The sequence below is a fragment of the Streptomyces subrutilus genome (assembly GCF_001746425.1).
Taxonomy (GTDB): Bacteria; Actinomycetota; Actinomycetes; order Streptomycetales; family Streptomycetaceae; genus Streptomyces; species Streptomyces subrutilus_A.
The window spans coordinates 3,615,339-3,630,031 of sequence record NZ_MEHK01000001.1 but is presented as its reverse complement, the minus strand read 5'-3'; the positions used below and the strand labels follow the sequence as shown (position 1 = coordinate 3,630,031).

Sequence of the window (14,693 nt, the reverse complement as noted above, 5' to 3'; positions counted from 1 at the left end):
ATCCAGCATGGCTCATCAATCCGCATCCGCGCTGCTGACCGCCGCGCTTGATGCCGCTGCTCTTGGCTGGAGCGTGTTCCCGCTCCGGCCGGGCCACAAGCGGCCCGCGCTCCACGGGGCGGACCACTGCCCCGGCCTGGGTGACTGCGCCGGAGGTCACCGTAAGTGGGAGGACCGGGCCACCTGCGACCCGGACCGGATCCGCCGCGCGTGGGACCGGCTCCCCTTCAACGTCGGGATCGCCACCGGCCCCTCAGCGCTCGTCGTCGTCGACCTCGACGTGCCCAAGGGAAAGGGCAGTTCGGACGCGCCTTGCGGCGCGGACACCTTTGGAGCGCTCTGCGAGCGCGCCGGGCAGGCCGTCCCGTCCACGCTCTGCGTGCGGACTCCCTCCGGTGGCTCCCACCTGTACTTCACCGCCCCCGACGGGGTCAGGTTGGGGAACAGCGCGGGCAGGCTCGGCAAGCTGATCGACACCCGGGCATGGGGCGGGTACGTCGTCGCCCCCGGCAGCGTGACGGCGGCCGGCGCCTACGAGGTGACGGATCCGGTCGCTCCGGCCCCGTTCCCCACATGGCTGTACGGGCTGCTCGCGCCCAAGCAGGCACTGCGCATCCTCACCGGCCGTCCCTCCGCCGTGAAGTCGGGCCGGTACGCGACTGCGGCCCTGCACGCGGAGACCGCATCCGTGGAGTGCGCTGCGCAGGGTGAGCGGAACGGGACGCTGCTGCGAGCCGCCCGCGCTCTGGGGCGGTTCATCGCCGTTGGCGACCTCCCCCGGGACGTGGTGGAGGAGGCTCTTCAGGCGGCGGGGGAGTCGGCCGGCATGCCGTCTGCCGAGTGCCGCACGACGATCCGATCCGGTCTGAACTGGTCCATCGCCCGCAACACGATGCGGCGCACGGCATGACCGGCCGCCCCCGCCCCTCCCTGAAGAGCCTTCCCGCCACCCCCACCGGGGCCCGGTCCGCCGAACCGACCCCCACCCCGGACGGCCGTGGCGCGCTGAAGGTCGTCGCCGAAGGCGTCCCTCTTGTGGTTCGCCCTGACCGGCAGGTGCGGGACGGCCGGTACGTCGTCGCCGTTCTGCACATCTGCGCCCCGTCCGCGCGGGCGGTGCCCACGGCGCACTCGAAGTGCGAGTGCGGCCACGACCGCAGCGCCGTCGGCCGCAGCAACGTCCTCGCCCTGATCCAAGTCCACGAAGACCACCGCGCCGTCTGCCCGCTCGGCCGCGTTGCCAACGCCCGGAGGAAGGCCGCATGACCACCGCCACCCACACCCACACCGAGCCCCAGACCTCCACGGACGGATCACGGCTGCTGGACGAGGTGGAGGCCTTCCACCGCCGCTTCAACGTCTTCCCCACCGAAGCCGCCTACGTCGCCGTCGCCCTCTGGGACGCGCATGCGCACCTGCTGGACTGCTTCGACTCCACCCCGCGGCTCGCGTTCCTCTCGCCCGAGCCGGGGTCGGGGAAGTCCCGCGCGCTGGAGATCGTGGAAACCCTGGTCCCGCAGCCCCTCGTTGCGGCGAACGCGTCCGCGCCGGTCCTGTTCCGGGCTGTCTCCACCCTGGAGACGCGTCCGACGATCCTCTTCGACGAGGTCGACACGATCTTCGGCCCCAAGGCCGGGGACAACGAGCCCCTGCGCGGGTTCCTCAACGCGGGCCACCACCGGGGCGCCGGCATGTGGCGTTGCGTCGGGGACGGCACCAACCAGACCGTCCAGGAGTTCCCCAGCTTCTGCGTGGTGGCCATGGCCGGACTCGGGTCCCTCCCGGACACGATCCTGACCCGGTCGGTCATCATCCGAATGCGCCGCCGGGCCCGCAACGAACGCGTCCAACCGTTCCGCCGCCGCCTCCATGCCCCCGAGGGCCACGCCCTGCGCGACCGGCTCGCCGTCTGGGCGGACAGCGTCCGCCACCTCGTCGACGGGGTGTTCCCCGAGATGCCCGACGAGGTCACCGACCGGCCCGCCGACGTGTGGGAGCCGCTGATCGCCGTCGCGGACGCCGCCGGGGGCGACTGGCCGGCACGGGCACGGGCCGCGTGCGCGCAGATCGTGGCCGCGTCCAAGCAGGACGACAAGGGCAGCATCGGGATCCGGCTGCTGACCGACCTGCGCGACCACGTCCTCAACGGGATCGAGCGTCTGCCCACCATCTCCGTCCTGGACCGCCTCTACGCACTGGAAGAGGCGCCCTGGGCCGACATGGGCGGCAAGCCGCTCACCTCCCGGGGCCTGGCGAAGATGCTCGGCGAGTACATGACCGGCGACAACAAGCCCATCGAGCCCCGCAACATCAAAAGCGGCGGAGCGGTCCTCAAGGGCTACTACGCGGCCGACCTCACGGACGCGTGGACGAGGTACTGCCCTCCCCCCACCCCCTGAGAATCCGCTACCTCCGCTACCTCCGCTACCTCGCAGGTCACAGGCCTGCCAGAGGTAGCGGATAACCCGAAAACATCCGCTACCCCACCCACAACTCCCGCTACCGGCCCAGCCCCCAACGGCCGGGCCGGTCGCGCATCTATCCGCTACCGCTACCCAATCCGCTACCAAAATTAGGCCCCTGACCAGGGCGGTAGCGGAGGTAGCGGCAGTAGCGGATTTCTACGAGCAGGGCCAGAAGGCCCTACGTCTCCAGGAGGCACTAAGCGTGAGCAGCACCGCCCGCATGCGGCATCTTGCGTCCGCACCGAGTGTTGAGTCGGCTCCTCTGAACGAGCAGTACCTGAGCGTGAAAGAAGCTGCCCGGCACCTGGGCATGAAGGACGAGCGATTCGTGCGGCGACTCGTGGCTGAACGTCGCATCACCTACAGCAAGTTCGGTACCCACGTCCGCATCGCGGTGAGCGTGCTGGAGGAGTACATGCGCGCCAGCGTCGTCCCGGCCGTGCCCGCTCGGCGGCGGATGCGGAGGGCCGCGTGATGGCTGCGAAGCCAGCGAAGAAGAGCAAGGGCAAGGGCAAACGGAGGTTCGGAGCGGTCCGCCAGTACCGCTCCGGGTTCTGGACCGCCTCATACCTCGACCCGACGGGGGTGCGGCGGCGGTCACCGGAGACCTTCGAGACCGAGGCCGCGGCCGAGGTCTGGCTCTCCCAGGTGGAAGCCGACCTCACCCGCGGGGCCTGGCGGGACCCCGATGCGGGCGCTGTCAACTTCGAGGAGTACGCGCGGAAATGGGTGGCAGAGCGGGACCTGGGCCCGCTGACTGTGGAGCTGTACCTGCGTCTGCTCCGCCTGCACATCCTGCCGACCTTCGAGGGCTGGGACCTGGACGAGATCACCCCGCCCCGCATCCGGGAGTGGCGGGCCGAGAGGCTCGCGACGACCAAGGCCCCGACCACGGTCGCCAAGTCGTACCGGCTCCTCAAGGCGATCCTGGAAACCGCGGCTGATGACGAGCTGATCCGCCGGAACCCCTGCCGGATCAGAGGCGCCGGTAAGGAGGCGGCGGCCGAGCGGGAGATCGCCACCGTGGTGCAGGTGGACGCGTTGGCCGAGGCGATCGGGATCCGGTGGAGGCTGATGGTCTACCTCGGTGCCTACGGGCCGATGCGCCCTGAGGAACAGGCCGAGCTACGGCGCAAGGACGTGGACGTTGACGCCATGACGATCCGCGTCCGGAAGGCCGCTCCGGAGCTGAACACCGGCAAGCGGGCGGAGGGGCCGACCAAGTCCGAGGCGGGTAAGCGGATCATCGTTCTGCCCGACTTCCTGCGGGAAGACCTGCGCCGGCACGTCGCGTGGTTCGCGGAGAAGGGACCTGAGGGTCTCCTCTTCGTGGGGGAGAAGGGGGCGCCGTTCCGGCGTACGACGTTCGGGCGGAAGTGGGCCAGGGCGCGGGTGAAGGTGGGCATGCCGAAGTCGTTCAGGTTCTACGACCTTCGTCACACCGGCCACACCCTCTCGACGCGGTCCGGGGCCACGCTCAGGGACACGATGGTCCGCGCCGGGCAGTCCTCGGAGAAGGCCGCGCTGATCTACCAACACTCTGATCACGAGCGGCAGAAGGAGGTGGCCGGCGGGCTGGACGGGATGGTGCGCGCCGCGCGGCAGAAGGCCACTGAGCAGGCCCGGCAGGGGTCAAGTGGTGCGCAAGTGGTGCGGGACTCCTGAACCGGTCTAGACAACGACGAAGGCCCAGGTCTGTGACCTGGGCCTTCGTTCAAGAGCGGATGACGGGAATCGAACCCGCGCTATAAGCTTGGGAAGCTCATGTTCTACCATTAAACTACATCCGCACGGCGGGCCAGTTGCCTGGATCGCCAGCGTTGTCCACTCTACCCCATGATCGACCCCCGGTGAATCCGCCGCGGGGTCGTTGTCGTTTGTGGCGTGCACGGAGGCGTGTGGGGGCGGGAGTTGGGGCGTACCGTAGGGTGCGGAGCGGCGGCTGGAGTGGGTCCCGATCATCCCCTAATGTGGCGATTCGTCGCAGTACGGCTCGTTGGGGAAAGGGACTCGATGGAGCACACCGTCGTCCGTTGTGCCGAAGGGCACGTTTTCAGTACCGCCTCCTTCCCGCTGCAGCACCTCGGTGCCGGCCGGATCGGGCCCGGGCGGCTGCTGCGGTGTCCGCGGTGCGCGCGGCTGAGGCAGGCCGTGCCCGTGGGGGGCGCCGTCAGGCGTTGAGGCCCCGCGGCCGCCGGTACGCCGGGCGCGCGGGTGCCGCTCTCGATTGGGGGTGGCCCGCGCGCTCTGCGTATCCTCGGGGCGTGCTTCTCTCTGACAAAGACATCCGGGCCGAGATCGACAGCGGACGGGTTCGCATCGACCCGTTCGAGGAGTCGATGGTGCAGCCCTCCAGCATCGACGTACGCCTCGACCGGTTCTTCCGGGTGTTCGAGAACCACCGGTACGCCCACATCGATCCGGCGATCGAGCAGGCGGACCTGACCCGGCTGGTCGAGCCGGAGGGGGACGAGGCCTTCATCCTGCACCCCGGGGAGTTCGTGCTCGCCTCCACGTACGAGGTCATCTCGCTGCCCGACGACATCGCCTCCAGGCTGGAGGGGAAGTCCAGCCTGGGCCGCCTCGGCCTGGTGACGCATTCGACCGCCGGGTTCATCGACCCCGGGTTCTCGGGCCACGTGACCCTGGAGCTGTCGAACCTCGCCACGCTGCCGATCAAGCTCTGGCCGGGGATGAAGATCGGGCAGCTGTGCATGTTCCGCCTCAGCTCGCCCGCGGAGTTCCCGTACGGCAGCGAGCGGTACGGATCCCGGTATCAGGGACAGCGCGGGCCGACCGCCTCGCGCTCCTTCCAGAACTTCCACCGCACCCAGGTGAGGCACGACGCATGAGTGACGCAGTACGCGAGAACCTCGACTACGAGGGGTTCGGGCGGGCCGTGCGCCAGCTCGCGCAGACCATCGCCGACGACGGCTACGAGCCCGACATCATCCTGAGCATCGCCCGCGGCGGGGTGTTCGTCGCCGGCGGCCTGGCGTACGCGCTCGACTGCAAGAACATCCACCTCGTGAACGTCGAGTTCTACACCGGTGTCGGCACCACCCTGGAGATGCCGGTCATGCTGGCACCGGTGCCCGAGGCGATCGACTTCACCAACAAGAAGGTGCTGATCGCCGACGACGTCGCCGACACCGGCAAGACGCTCAAGCTGGTCCACGACTTCTGCCTGGGCCACGTCGCCGAGGTGCGGTCCGCCGTCATCTACGAGAAGTCCCACTCGCTCGTGAAGTGCGAGTACGTGTGGAAGAAGACCGACGAGTGGATCAACTTCCCCTGGTCGGTCGAGCCGCCGGTCGTGAAGCGTGAGGGCCAGGTCCTCGACGCCTAGGCCCACCACACGAACGAGGGAGGGCCCGCCGCGCAGTCGTTGCGCGGCGGGCCCTCCCGTGTGCGGTGCGTGCGGCGTGCCGCCGGATCGGCGGACCGCTCAGATCGTGCCGAGCTTGATGATCGACAGCAGGGCGATCAGCTGGATCGCGGACGCGCCCAGGGCCTTCGGCCACGGCAGGTCGTGGGACTTGCTGATCAGCGACGTGAACAGGGCGCCCGCCGCCACCCACGTGGCCCAGCCCAGGACCTGGACCAGCCCGTTGTCGCCGCCCAGGAACACGGCGAAGAGCAGGCGCGGGGCGTCCGTCAGCGACATGACCAGCATGGACAGGCCCACGGTGGGCTGCCAGGAGCCGTCGCCGCCCAGCTGGCGGGCCAGCGTGTGGGTGACCGCACCGAGCAGCAGCCCGCAGATCACGAAGGCCGCGCCCGCCGAGAGGACGATCGGCACCGCCTTGGGGAGCGTCGCGTTGATCACGTCCTGGCGGGCGTCGTCGAGGCCGAAGACCGCCAGCAGCCCGTAGAGGAAGGTCACGATCAGCGCCGGCCCCCAGACGGCGTAGTCGCGCATCTGGAGGAAGGTCTGGCCCGGGCGCGTCACGATGCCGCGCAGGAGCTCCTTCCACGGCAGCCGCGGGCCGGACGGGGCGGCCGCGGCCGCGCCCGCCTGGTACGTCGCGCCCTGGCTGTACGGGTCCTCGCCGACGGCGAAGACCTGGGTGTGCCCCGGGTTGTCGTTGGTGTAGCCCCCGTGCCCGCCGTGCCCCCCGTGCCCGCCGTGCCCCCCGTGCCCGCCGTGCCCCCCGTGCCCGCCCTGGCCTCCGTGGCCGTACGGGTCCTGCGGCGGCTGCTGCCGGCCGTACGGGTCGAAGTACTCGGGCTCGCCGTGCCCCCCGGCTCCCGGCTGCGGCCACTGCTGCTGCGGCGGCGAGCCCGCGGGAGGGTAGGGCTGCTGGCCGTACGGAGGCGGTTGCTGCTGTCCGTACGGCTGCTGCCGCGGAGGTTGTTGCGGGGTGCGGTTGTTGTCCCGGCCGCGTCCGATCCTGAATCCAGCCACGTGATCGAAAGTACCTGGTCCCGCCGCGCCCCGTGGGCGGGCGGCCCGAAGTGGGGGCCTTTGCGGCTGACCTGTGACATCCCCTAGGGGACGGTCGGGGGTCCGTTTTGCGTGCCTGCGTCAGATTTTGTCGCTGCGTCGCCGGTCCTTCTGACCCGGACCGACACGACGGAACGGCCGGCCCCAGTGGGACCGGCCGTTCCGTCGTGCTGTGCGGGGGCTCCCCGCGGACTACTTGGCTTCCTCGGGCTTCGCCTCGTCGGCCTTGGCGGCCTCAGGTGCCTCGGCAGCCTCAGCAGCCTCAGCGACCTCGGGAACCTCAGCCGCCTCGGCTGCCTTCGCCTCGGCAGCGGCCTCGGCCTCCGCCTCGGCGGCCTTCGCCTTGGCCTCCGCCTCGGCAGCGGCCTTCGCCGCCTCGGCCTCCGCCGCCTCGGCCTCCGCCTCGGCCTTCGCTGCCGCCTCGGCCTCCGCCGCCAGCTCCGCCTCCGTCGGCCCCGGTGCCTTCACCGAGTCCAGCAGCAGCTGCGCCACGTCGACCACCTGGACGTGTTCCTTCGCCTGGCCGTCGTTCTTCTTGCCGTTCACCGAGTCGGTGAGCATGACCAGGCAGAACGGGCAGGCCGTCGACACGATGTCCGGGTTGAGGGACAGGGCCTCGTCGACGCGCTCGTTGTTGATGCGCTTGCCGATCCGCTCCTCCATCCACATCCGCGCGCCACCGGCGCCACAGCAGAAGCCCCGCTCCTTGTGGCGGTGCATCTCCTGCTGCCGCAGGCCCGGCACGGCCGACATGATCTCGCGCGGCGGCGTGTAGACCTTGTTGTGCCGGCCCAGGTAGCACGGGTCGTGGTACGTGATCAGACCGTCGACCGGCGTCACCGGCGTCAGCCGGCCCTCGTCGATCAGGTGCTGGAGCAGCTGCGTGTGGTGGATGACCTCGTACTCGCCGCCCAGTTGCGGGTACTCGTTCGCGATGGTGTTGAAGCAGTGCGGGCAGGTCGAGACGATCCGCTTCGCCGACTTCGGCTTCCGGGTCGAGGGGTCCTCGTCGTCCTCGCCGAAGGCCATGTTCAGCATGGCCACGTTCTCCTGGCCCAGCTGCTGGAACAGCGGCTCGTTGCCCAGGCGGCGCGGCGAGTCGCCGGTGCACTTCTCGTCGCCGCCCATGATCGCGAACTTGACGCCCGCGATGTTCAGCAGCTCCGCGAAGGCCTTGGTGGTCTTCTTGGCCCGGTCCTCCAGGGCGCCGGCGCAGCCGACCCAGTAGAGGTAGTCGAACTCGGAGAGGTCCTCCGCGTCCTTCCCGATGATCGGGACCTCGAAGTCGACCTCCTTGGTCCACTCGACGCGCTGCTTCTTCGCCAGGCCCCAGGGGTTGCCCTTCTTCTCCAGGTTCTTGAGCATCGTGCCCGCCTCCGACGGGAACGCGCTCTCGATCATCACCTGGTAGCGGCGCATGTCGACGATGTGGTCGATGTGCTCGATGTCGACCGGGCACTGCTCGACGCACGCACCACAGGTCGTGCAGGACCACAGCACGTCCGGGTCGATGACGCCGTTCTCCTCGGCCGTCCCGATCAGCGGGCGCTCGGCCTCGGCGATCGCGGCGGCCGGGACGTCCTTCAGCTGCTCCGCCGTCGCCTTCTCGTTGCCCTCCATGTCCTTGCCGCCGCCGGCGAGCAGGTACGGGGCCTTGGCGTGCGCGTGGTCGCGCAGCGACATGATCAGGAGCTTCGGGGACAGCGGCTTGCCGGTGTTCCAGGCCGGGCACTGCGACTGGCAGCGGCCGCATTCGGTGCAGGTGGAGAAGTCGAGGATGCCCTTCCAGGAGAACTGCTCGACCTGGGAGACGCCGAAGTTGTCGTCCTCGCCCGGGTCCTCGAAGTCGATCTCCTTGCCGCCGCTGGTCATCGGCTGCAGGGCGCCGAGCGCGGTCGAGCCGTCGGCGTTCCGCTTGAACCAGATGTTCGGGAAGCCGAGGAAGCGGTGCCAGGCGACGCCCATGTTGGTGTTGAGCGAGACCACGATCATCCAGATCAGCGAGGTGCCGATCTTGACCATCGCGGTGAGGTAGATGGCGTTCTGCAGGGTGCCGAGCGAGAGGCCCTTGAAGGCCAGCACCAGCGGGTACGACACGAAGTACGCCGCGTCGTACGAGTCCACGTGGTGGATCGCGCCCTCGAGGCCGCGCAGCGCGAGGATGGCGAGGCCGATGGTCAGGATGATGTACTCGACGAAGTACGCCTGCCAGGCCTTCGAGCCGGTGAAGCGCGACTTGCGTCCCGCCCGGGAGGGCAGGTTGAGCAGCCGGATCGCGATGAGGACGAGGATGCCCACGACCGTCATCAGGCCGATGAACTCGATGTACATCTCGAACGGCAGGAAGCCGCCGATGACCGGGAGCGTCCAGTCGGCCTGGAAGAGCTGCCCGTAGGCCTGCGCGAGCGTGGGCGGCAGGGTCAGGAAGCCGATCGCGACGAACCAGTGGGCGAAGCCGACGATGCCCCAGCGGTTCATGCGGCTGTGGCCCAGGAACTCCCGGACCAGGGTGAGCGTTCGGGCCTTCGGGTCGTTCGTGCGGCTGCCGGCCGGCACGGCCTGGCCGAGCCTCACGAAGCGGTAGATCTGCGCCACGGCTCGGGCGAGCAGCGCGACGCCGACCACGGTCAGGACCAGCGACACGATGATCGCGGCGAGTTGCATGGGAAGGCTCCTCGGGCGGCACTTACTAAGCGGTAACTTATGAAGTCAAGGCTTGAGGTTACCCATTCCCGACGCCGCAATGTAGCTGAGCGTGCGGTGATCTGTGTCGCTCAGGGCTGCCTATGTCGGTAGGCCGCCCGTGGGGTCTGCGCCAGGATCGCGAGGTCCATCCCGAGCCAGTGGTTCTCCACATAATGCAGGTCGAGCAGGGGCATCTCCTCCCACGGTAGATCCGAGCGCGCGCTGACCTGCCACAGACCCGTCATTCCGGGGCGTACGAGGAGCCGCTCGGGCCGGTCGGTACGGGGCTCCGGGCGCGGTCCGACCAGCGACATCTCGCCGCGGAGCACGTTGAGCAGCTGCGGCAGCCCGTCGAGGGCGCACCGCTCGACGGCCTCGCCGACCCCGCCCGCGCCGCCGGTGCGCAGCCGCCAGACCAGGAAGGGCCGGCCGGCCAGGCCCGCGGCGGGCTCCCGTGCGAAGACGCGCCCGCCCTGGGTCACGTACAGCAGCGCGGCGGCGACGGCGAGCGGCGGCGCGAACAGGACCAGCAGGACCGCCGCGCCGGCCAGGTCGAGCACCCGCTTGGCCGGGGGGCGTCCCGCCGGCCGGGGCCGGCGGGGCCGGGCGCGGGGGGAGGGGAGGGTGAGCGGCAGGGGCATGCCTGCACCGTGCCGGATGCGTTCGGCGGTCCCGGGGTGCCGCGCGGCGGGGGTGACCCGTTCGGGTGCGGCGGCGCGCCCGCCGGGCCAAGGGCACGGCGCCAGCCCCTGGGCGCGAACGTGCCGGGCCCCGGGGAGTTGCGCGTAAGGAGGGCCTAAAGGTTGAGCCGACCCGGCTCAGCTCTGTTGACGCAGGCGCGGAGGTGGGGCATCCTTGAGTCTGTTCCACTCAAGTCAGCTGGAGGAATCGAAATGGCACGTGCGGTCGGCATCGACCTGGGCACCACTAACTCCGTCGTCAGCGTTCTGGAAGGCGGCGAGCCCACCGTCATCACCAACGCCGAGGGCGCCAGGACCACGCCGTCCGTCGTCGCCTTCGCCAAGAACGGCGAGGTCCTCGTCGGCGAGGTGGCCAAGCGCCAGGCGGTCACGAACGTGGACCGGACCATCCGCTCCGTCAAGCGCCACATGGGCACTGACTGGAAGATCAACCTGGATGGCAAGGACTTCAACCCGCAGCAGATGAGCGCCTTCATCCTGCAGAAGCTGAAGCGCGACGCCGAGGCGTACCTGGGCGAGAAGGTCACGGACGCGGTCATCACCGTCCCGGCCTACTTCAACGACTCCGAGCGCCAGGCGACGAAGGAGGCCGGCGAGATCGCGGGCCTGAACGTCCTGCGTATTGTCAACGAGCCGACGGCCGCCGCCCTGGCCTACGGCCTCGACAAGGACGACCAGACCATTCTCGTCTTCGACCTCGGTGGCGGCACCTTCGACGTGTCGCTCCTCGAGATCGGCGACGGTGTCGTCGAGGTCAAGGCCACCAACGGTGACAACCACCTCGGTGGCGACGACTGGGACCAGCGCGTCGTCGACTACCTCGTGAAGCAGTTCCAGAACGGCCACGGCGTCGACCTGTCGAAGGACAAGATGGCGCTCCAGCGCCTGCGCGAGGCCGCCGAGAAGGCGAAGATCGAGCTGTCCTCCTCCACGGAGACCTCGATCAACCTGCCCTACATCACGGCCTCCGCCGAGGGCCCGCTGCACCTGGACGAGAAGCTCACGCGCTCGCAGTTCCAGCAGCTCACCGCGGATCTGCTCGACCGCTGCAAGACCCCGTTCCACAACGTCATCAAGGACGCCGGCATCCAGCTGTCCGAGATCGACCACGTGGTCCTGGTCGGCGGCTCCACCCGTATGCCGGCCGTCGCCGAGCTCGTCAAGGAGCTCACCGGCGGTCAGGACGCCAACAAGGGCGTCAACCCGGACGAGGTCGTCGCCATCGGCGCCACCCTCCAGGCCGGTGTGCTCAAGGGTGAGGTCAAGGACGTCCTGCTCCTCGACGTGACCCCGCTGTCCCTCGGCATCGAGACCAAGGGCGGCATCATGACCAAGCTCATCGAGCGCAACACCACGATCCCGACCAAGCGGTCCGAGATCTTCACGACGGCCGAGGACAACCAGCCGTCCGTGCAGATCCAGGTCTACCAGGGCGAGCGCGAGATCGCGGCGTACAACAAGAAGCTCGGCATGTTCGAGCTGACCGGCCTGCCGCCTGCCCCGCGCGGCGTCCCGCAGATCGAGGTCTCCTTCGACATCGACGCGAACGGCATCATGCACGTGACCGCGAAGGACCTCGGCACGGGCAAGGAGCAGAAGATGACCGTCACCGGCGGCTCCTCGCTCGGCAAGGACGAGGTCGACCGCATGCGCCAGGAGGCGGAGCAGTACGCGGAGGAGGACCTGCGCCGCAAGGAGGCGGCCGAGTCCCGCAACCAGGGCGAGCAGCTCGTCTACCAGACGGAGAAGTTCGTCAAGGACAACGAGGACAAGGTCCCGGCCGAGGTCAAGACCGAGGTCGAGGCCGCCGTCACCGAGCTGAAGGAAAAGCTCAAGGGCGAGGACACCGCCGAGATCCGCACCGCGACCGAGAAGCTCGCCGCGGTCAGCCAGAAGCTCGGCCAGGCCATCTACGCCGACGCCCAGGCCGCTCAGGGCGCCGCCGGTGCGGCCCCCGGTGACGCGGGCCAGGCCAAGGCCGACGACGACGTCGTCGACGCCGAGATCGTCGACGACGAGAAGCCGAAGGGTGGCGCTGCCTGATGTCGGAGGAGACCCCGGGCTTCGAGGAGAAGCCCGAAGTCCCCGTCGACGGCACGCCCGACGAGCCGGAGGCCGCCGACTCCGCCAAGGAGGAGGCGGCCCCGGCCGGGGACGAAGGAACGCAGGCCGCCGGCCAGGACGTGGCGCTGCTCGCGCAGCTGGACCAGGCCCGTACGGCGCTCGGTGAGCGCACCGCGGACCTCCAGCGGCTCCAGGCGGAGTACCAGAACTACCGCCGCCGGGTGGAGCGGGACCGGATCGCCGTCAAGGAGATCGCGGTCGCGTCCCTCCTGACGGAGCTGCTCCCGACCCTGGACGACATCGGCCGGGCGCGGGAACATGGCGAGCTGGTCGGCGGCTTCAAGTCGGTGGCCGAATCGCTGGAGACCGCCGCGGCCAAGATGGGGCTGCAGCAGTTCGGCAAGGAGGGCGAGCCCTTCGACCCGACGATCCACGAGGCCCTGATGCACTCGTACGCGCCGGACGTCACCGAGACGACCTGCGTGGCGATCCTGCAGCCGGGGTACCGCATCGGCGAGCGTACGATCCGCCCCGCTCGGGTCGCGGTGGCCGAGCCCCAGCCGGGCGCGGCCCCCAAGTCCGAGTCCGGCGAGGCGTCGTCGGACAAGGACGCGGATGCCCCCGACAAGGGCTGAAGCTGAACCGGTAGCAGTACGAGAGGAGGGACACCGGGGATGAGCACGAAGGACTTCGTGGAGAAGGACTACTACAAGGTCCTCGGTGTCCAGAAGGACGCCACCGAGGCCGAGATCAAGAAGGCGTACCGGAAGCTCGCCCGCGAGTTCCACCCGGACGCCAACAAGGGCGACGCCTCGGCCGAGGCGCGCTTCAAGGAGATCTCCGAGGCGAACGACATCCTCGGCGACGCGAAGAAGCGCAAGGAGTACGACGAGGCGCGGGCCCTGTTCGGCAACGGCGGCTTCCGCCCCGGACCGGGCGGGGCCGGCGGCTCGTTCAACTTCGACCTCGGCGACCTCTTCGGCGGCTCGCAGCCGGGCGGCGCGGCCGGCGGCTTCGGCGGCGGCCTGGGCGACGTCTTCGGCGGCCTGTTCAACCGCGGCGCCGGCCCCGGTGCGGGCACCCGCACCCAGCCGCGCCGCGGCCAGGACATCGAGTCGGAGGTCACCCTCTCCTTCACGGAGGCGGTGGACGGGGCCACGGTCCCGCTCCGCATGTCCTCCCAGGCACCCTGCAAGGCCTGTTCGGGCACCGGCGACAAGAACGGCACCCCCCGGGTGTGCCCGACCTGCGTCGGCACCGGCCAGGTCTCGCGGGGCAGCGGCGGCGGCTTCTCGCTGACCGACCCCTGCGCGGACTGCAAGGGCCGCGGCCTGATCGCGGAGACCCCCTGCGAGGTCTGCAAGGGCAGCGGGCGCGCCCGCAGTTCGCGCACCATGCAGGTCCGGATCCCGGCGGGCGTCTCCAACGGCCAGCGGATCCGGCTGCGGGGCAAGGGCGCGCCGGGCGAGCGCGGTGGTCCCGCCGGCGACCTGTACGTCGTCGTGCACGTCGACTCCCACCCGGTGTTCGGCCGCAAGGACGACAACCTGACGGTGACCGTCCCGGTGACCTTCGCCGAGGCGGCCCTGGGCGCCGAGATCAAGGTTCCGACCCTGAACGGCCCCTCGGTGACGCTGAAGCTGCCGCCGGGCACCCCCAACGGCCGTACCATGCGGGCCCGCGGCAAGGGAGCGGTCCGCAAGGACGGCACCCGCGGCGACCTGCTGGTGACGGTGGAGGTCGCGGTCCCCACCGAGCTGTCGGACAAGGCCCGCGAGGCGCTGGAGATGTACCGCGAGGCGACGGAGTCCGAGGACCCGCGCACCGCGCTGTTCGAGTCCGCGAAGGGAGCATGACCATGGACGGCCGCCGACGACAGTCCTCCCGCCTGGGCGGGGGCTACCAGCTCACCGACGAGACCCCGGTCTACGTGATCTCGGTGGCCGCCCAGCTCTCGGGCCTGCATCCGCAGACCCTCCGCCAGTACGACCGCCTCGGCCTGGTCTCCCCGGACCGCACGGCCGGCCGCGGCCGGCGCTACTCGGCCCGCGACATCGAACTGCTCCGCACGGTGCAGGCGCTGTCGCAGGACGAGGGCATCAACCTGGCGGGCATCAAGCGGATCATCGAGCTGGAGAACCAGGTCGCCGCGCTCCAGCAGCGCGTGGCCGAGCTCTCCGCGGCGGTGGACGGCGCGGCTGCCACGCTCCGGGCTCGCGAGGCCCAGGTGCACGCCTCGTACCGGCGGGACCTGGTTCCGTACCAGCCCCCGCAGCCCGGCAACGCCCTGGTCGTCTGGCGCCCCAAGCGCCCGCTGGACTGACGCGCGGA

At 70.2% G+C, this 14,693-nt stretch carries 15 protein-coding genes and 1 tRNA gene; 12 read left to right on the top strand and 4 right to left on the bottom strand.

Annotation, left to right across the window (positions count from 1 at the left end):
• Positions 1-7 precede the first annotated feature (7 nt).
• The 5 genes from BGK67_RS17290 (at position 8) to BGK67_RS17270 (ending at position 4,130) form a co-directional block, all read left to right on the top strand.
• The gene (locus BGK67_RS17290) at positions 8-910 is read left to right on the top strand and encodes a bifunctional DNA primase/polymerase (protein ID WP_069920932.1); all 903 of its coding nucleotides are present in this window, start codon (positions 8-10) and stop codon (positions 908-910) included.
• Positions 907-1,266 carry a hypothetical protein gene (locus BGK67_RS40065; protein ID WP_069920931.1) on the top strand — a complete coding sequence of 120 codons (360 nt, stop codon included), beginning with the start codon at positions 907-909 and terminating at the stop codon, positions 1,264-1,266. Before BGK67_RS17290 ends, BGK67_RS40065 begins: the two co-directional genes overlap by 4 nt.
• Positions 1,263-2,399, top strand: a complete 1,137-nt coding sequence (locus BGK67_RS40945; RefSeq protein WP_208948710.1) for a DUF3631 domain-containing protein — start codon at positions 1,263-1,265, stop codon at positions 2,397-2,399. Before BGK67_RS40065 ends, BGK67_RS40945 begins: the two co-directional genes overlap by 4 nt.
• Before the next feature lie 268 nt (positions 2,400-2,667).
• On the top strand, positions 2,668-2,940 hold the full coding sequence (locus BGK67_RS17275) for a helix-turn-helix domain-containing protein (protein WP_347878422.1): 273 nt from the start codon (positions 2,668-2,670) through the stop codon (positions 2,938-2,940).
• Positions 2,940-4,130, top strand: coding sequence for a tyrosine-type recombinase/integrase (locus tag BGK67_RS17270; RefSeq protein ID WP_079154620.1), 1,191 nt, complete (start codon positions 2,940-2,942; stop codon positions 4,128-4,130). The genes BGK67_RS17275 and BGK67_RS17270 overlap by 1 nt, the downstream gene beginning before the upstream one ends.
• A 54-nt stretch (positions 4,131-4,184) precedes the next feature.
• Here the strand turns inward: BGK67_RS17270 and BGK67_RS17265 are convergent.
• Positions 4,185-4,255 (bottom strand) — tRNA-Gly (locus tag BGK67_RS17265).
• 178 nt (positions 4,256-4,433) lie between these two features.
• On the opposite strand from BGK67_RS17265, the gene BGK67_RS40055 reads away from it, so the two are divergent.
• From BGK67_RS40055 to BGK67_RS17255, 3 genes are all read left to right on the top strand, one after another.
• Entirely contained in the window at positions 4,434-4,646 is a 213-nt protein-coding gene (locus BGK67_RS40055; protein WP_079154239.1) for a hypothetical protein, read from the top strand.
• Positions 4,647-4,729: 83 nt separating this feature from the next.
• Positions 4,730-5,317 carry a dCTP deaminase gene (gene dcd / locus BGK67_RS17260; protein WP_069920930.1) on the top strand — a complete coding sequence of 196 codons (588 nt, stop codon included), beginning with the start codon at positions 4,730-4,732 and terminating at the stop codon, positions 5,315-5,317.
• Entirely contained in the window at positions 5,314-5,814 is a 501-nt protein-coding gene (locus tag BGK67_RS17255) for a phosphoribosyltransferase (protein WP_069920929.1), read from the top strand. Before dcd ends, BGK67_RS17255 begins: the two co-directional genes overlap by 4 nt.
• A 99-nt stretch (positions 5,815-5,913) precedes the next feature.
• On the opposite strand, the gene BGK67_RS17250 is transcribed toward BGK67_RS17255, so the two are convergent.
• From BGK67_RS17250 to BGK67_RS17240, 3 genes are all read right to left on the bottom strand, one after another.
• Positions 5,914-6,873: a Yip1 family protein gene (locus BGK67_RS17250; RefSeq protein ID WP_069920928.1), complete on the bottom strand. Its 960-nt coding sequence runs from the start codon at positions 6,871-6,873 to the stop codon at positions 5,914-5,916.
• A 231-nt stretch (positions 6,874-7,104) separates the two neighbouring features.
• The gene (locus BGK67_RS17245) at positions 7,105-9,576 is read right to left on the bottom strand and encodes a (Fe-S)-binding protein (protein WP_244291243.1); all 2,472 of its coding nucleotides are present in this window, start codon (positions 9,574-9,576) and stop codon (positions 7,105-7,107) included.
• 110 nt (positions 9,577-9,686) lie between these two features.
• On the bottom strand, positions 9,687-10,238 hold the full coding sequence (locus BGK67_RS17240; RefSeq protein WP_069920927.1) for a sugar transferase: 552 nt from the start codon (positions 10,236-10,238) through the stop codon (positions 9,687-9,689).
• 252 nt (positions 10,239-10,490) lie between these two features.
• Here BGK67_RS17240 and dnaK point away from each other — a divergent pair, with 252 nt between their 5' ends.
• From dnaK to BGK67_RS17220, 4 genes are read left to right on the top strand one after another with little or no spacing between them, the layout of a single operon-like run.
• Positions 10,491-12,341, top strand: a complete 1,851-nt coding sequence (gene dnaK, locus BGK67_RS17235) for a molecular chaperone DnaK (RefSeq protein ID WP_069920926.1) — start codon at positions 10,491-10,493, stop codon at positions 12,339-12,341.
• Entirely contained in the window at positions 12,341-12,997 is a 657-nt protein-coding gene (gene grpE, locus BGK67_RS17230) for a nucleotide exchange factor GrpE (protein ID WP_069920925.1), read from the top strand. The genes dnaK and grpE overlap by 1 nt, the downstream gene beginning before the upstream one ends.
• Positions 12,998-13,036: 39 nt before the next feature.
• The gene (dnaJ, locus tag BGK67_RS17225) at positions 13,037-14,218 is read left to right on the top strand and encodes a molecular chaperone DnaJ (protein ID WP_069920924.1); all 1,182 of its coding nucleotides are present in this window, start codon (positions 13,037-13,039) and stop codon (positions 14,216-14,218) included.
• 2 nt (positions 14,219-14,220) lie between these two features.
• Complete coding sequence (locus BGK67_RS17220; RefSeq protein ID WP_069920923.1) at positions 14,221-14,685, top strand: heat shock protein transcriptional repressor HspR; 465 nt, start codon at positions 14,221-14,223, stop codon at positions 14,683-14,685.
• Positions 14,686-14,693 lie beyond the last annotated feature (8 nt).

Coding starts and splice junctions, on each gene's coding strand:
- BGK67_RS17290 (WP_069920932.1), top strand. CDS start 8: ATGGCTCATCAATCCGCATCCGCGCTGCTGACCGCCGCGCTTGATGCC.
- BGK67_RS40065 (WP_069920931.1), top strand. CDS start 907: ATGACCGGCCGCCCCCGCCCCTCCCTGAAGAGCCTTCCCGCCACCCCC.
- BGK67_RS40945 (WP_208948710.1), top strand. CDS start 1,263: ATGACCACCGCCACCCACACCCACACCGAGCCCCAGACCTCCACGGAC.
- BGK67_RS17270 (WP_079154620.1), top strand. CDS start 2,940: ATGGCTGCGAAGCCAGCGAAGAAGAGCAAGGGCAAGGGCAAACGGAGG.
- BGK67_RS40055 (WP_079154239.1), top strand. CDS start 4,434: ATGTGGCGATTCGTCGCAGTACGGCTCGTTGGGGAAAGGGACTCGATG.
- BGK67_RS17255 (WP_069920929.1), top strand. CDS start 5,314: ATGAGTGACGCAGTACGCGAGAACCTCGACTACGAGGGGTTCGGGCGG.
- BGK67_RS17245 (WP_244291243.1), bottom strand. CDS start 9,576: ATGCAACTCGCCGCGATCATCGTGTCGCTGGTCCTGACCGTGGTCGGC.
- BGK67_RS17240 (WP_069920927.1), bottom strand. CDS start 10,238: ATGCCCCTGCCGCTCACCCTCCCCTCCCCCCGCGCCCGGCCCCGCCGG.
- dnaK (WP_069920926.1), top strand. CDS start 10,491: ATGGCACGTGCGGTCGGCATCGACCTGGGCACCACTAACTCCGTCGTC.
- grpE (WP_069920925.1), top strand. CDS start 12,341: ATGTCGGAGGAGACCCCGGGCTTCGAGGAGAAGCCCGAAGTCCCCGTC.
- dnaJ (WP_069920924.1), top strand. CDS start 13,037: ATGAGCACGAAGGACTTCGTGGAGAAGGACTACTACAAGGTCCTCGGT.
- BGK67_RS17220 (WP_069920923.1), top strand. CDS start 14,221: ATGGACGGCCGCCGACGACAGTCCTCCCGCCTGGGCGGGGGCTACCAG.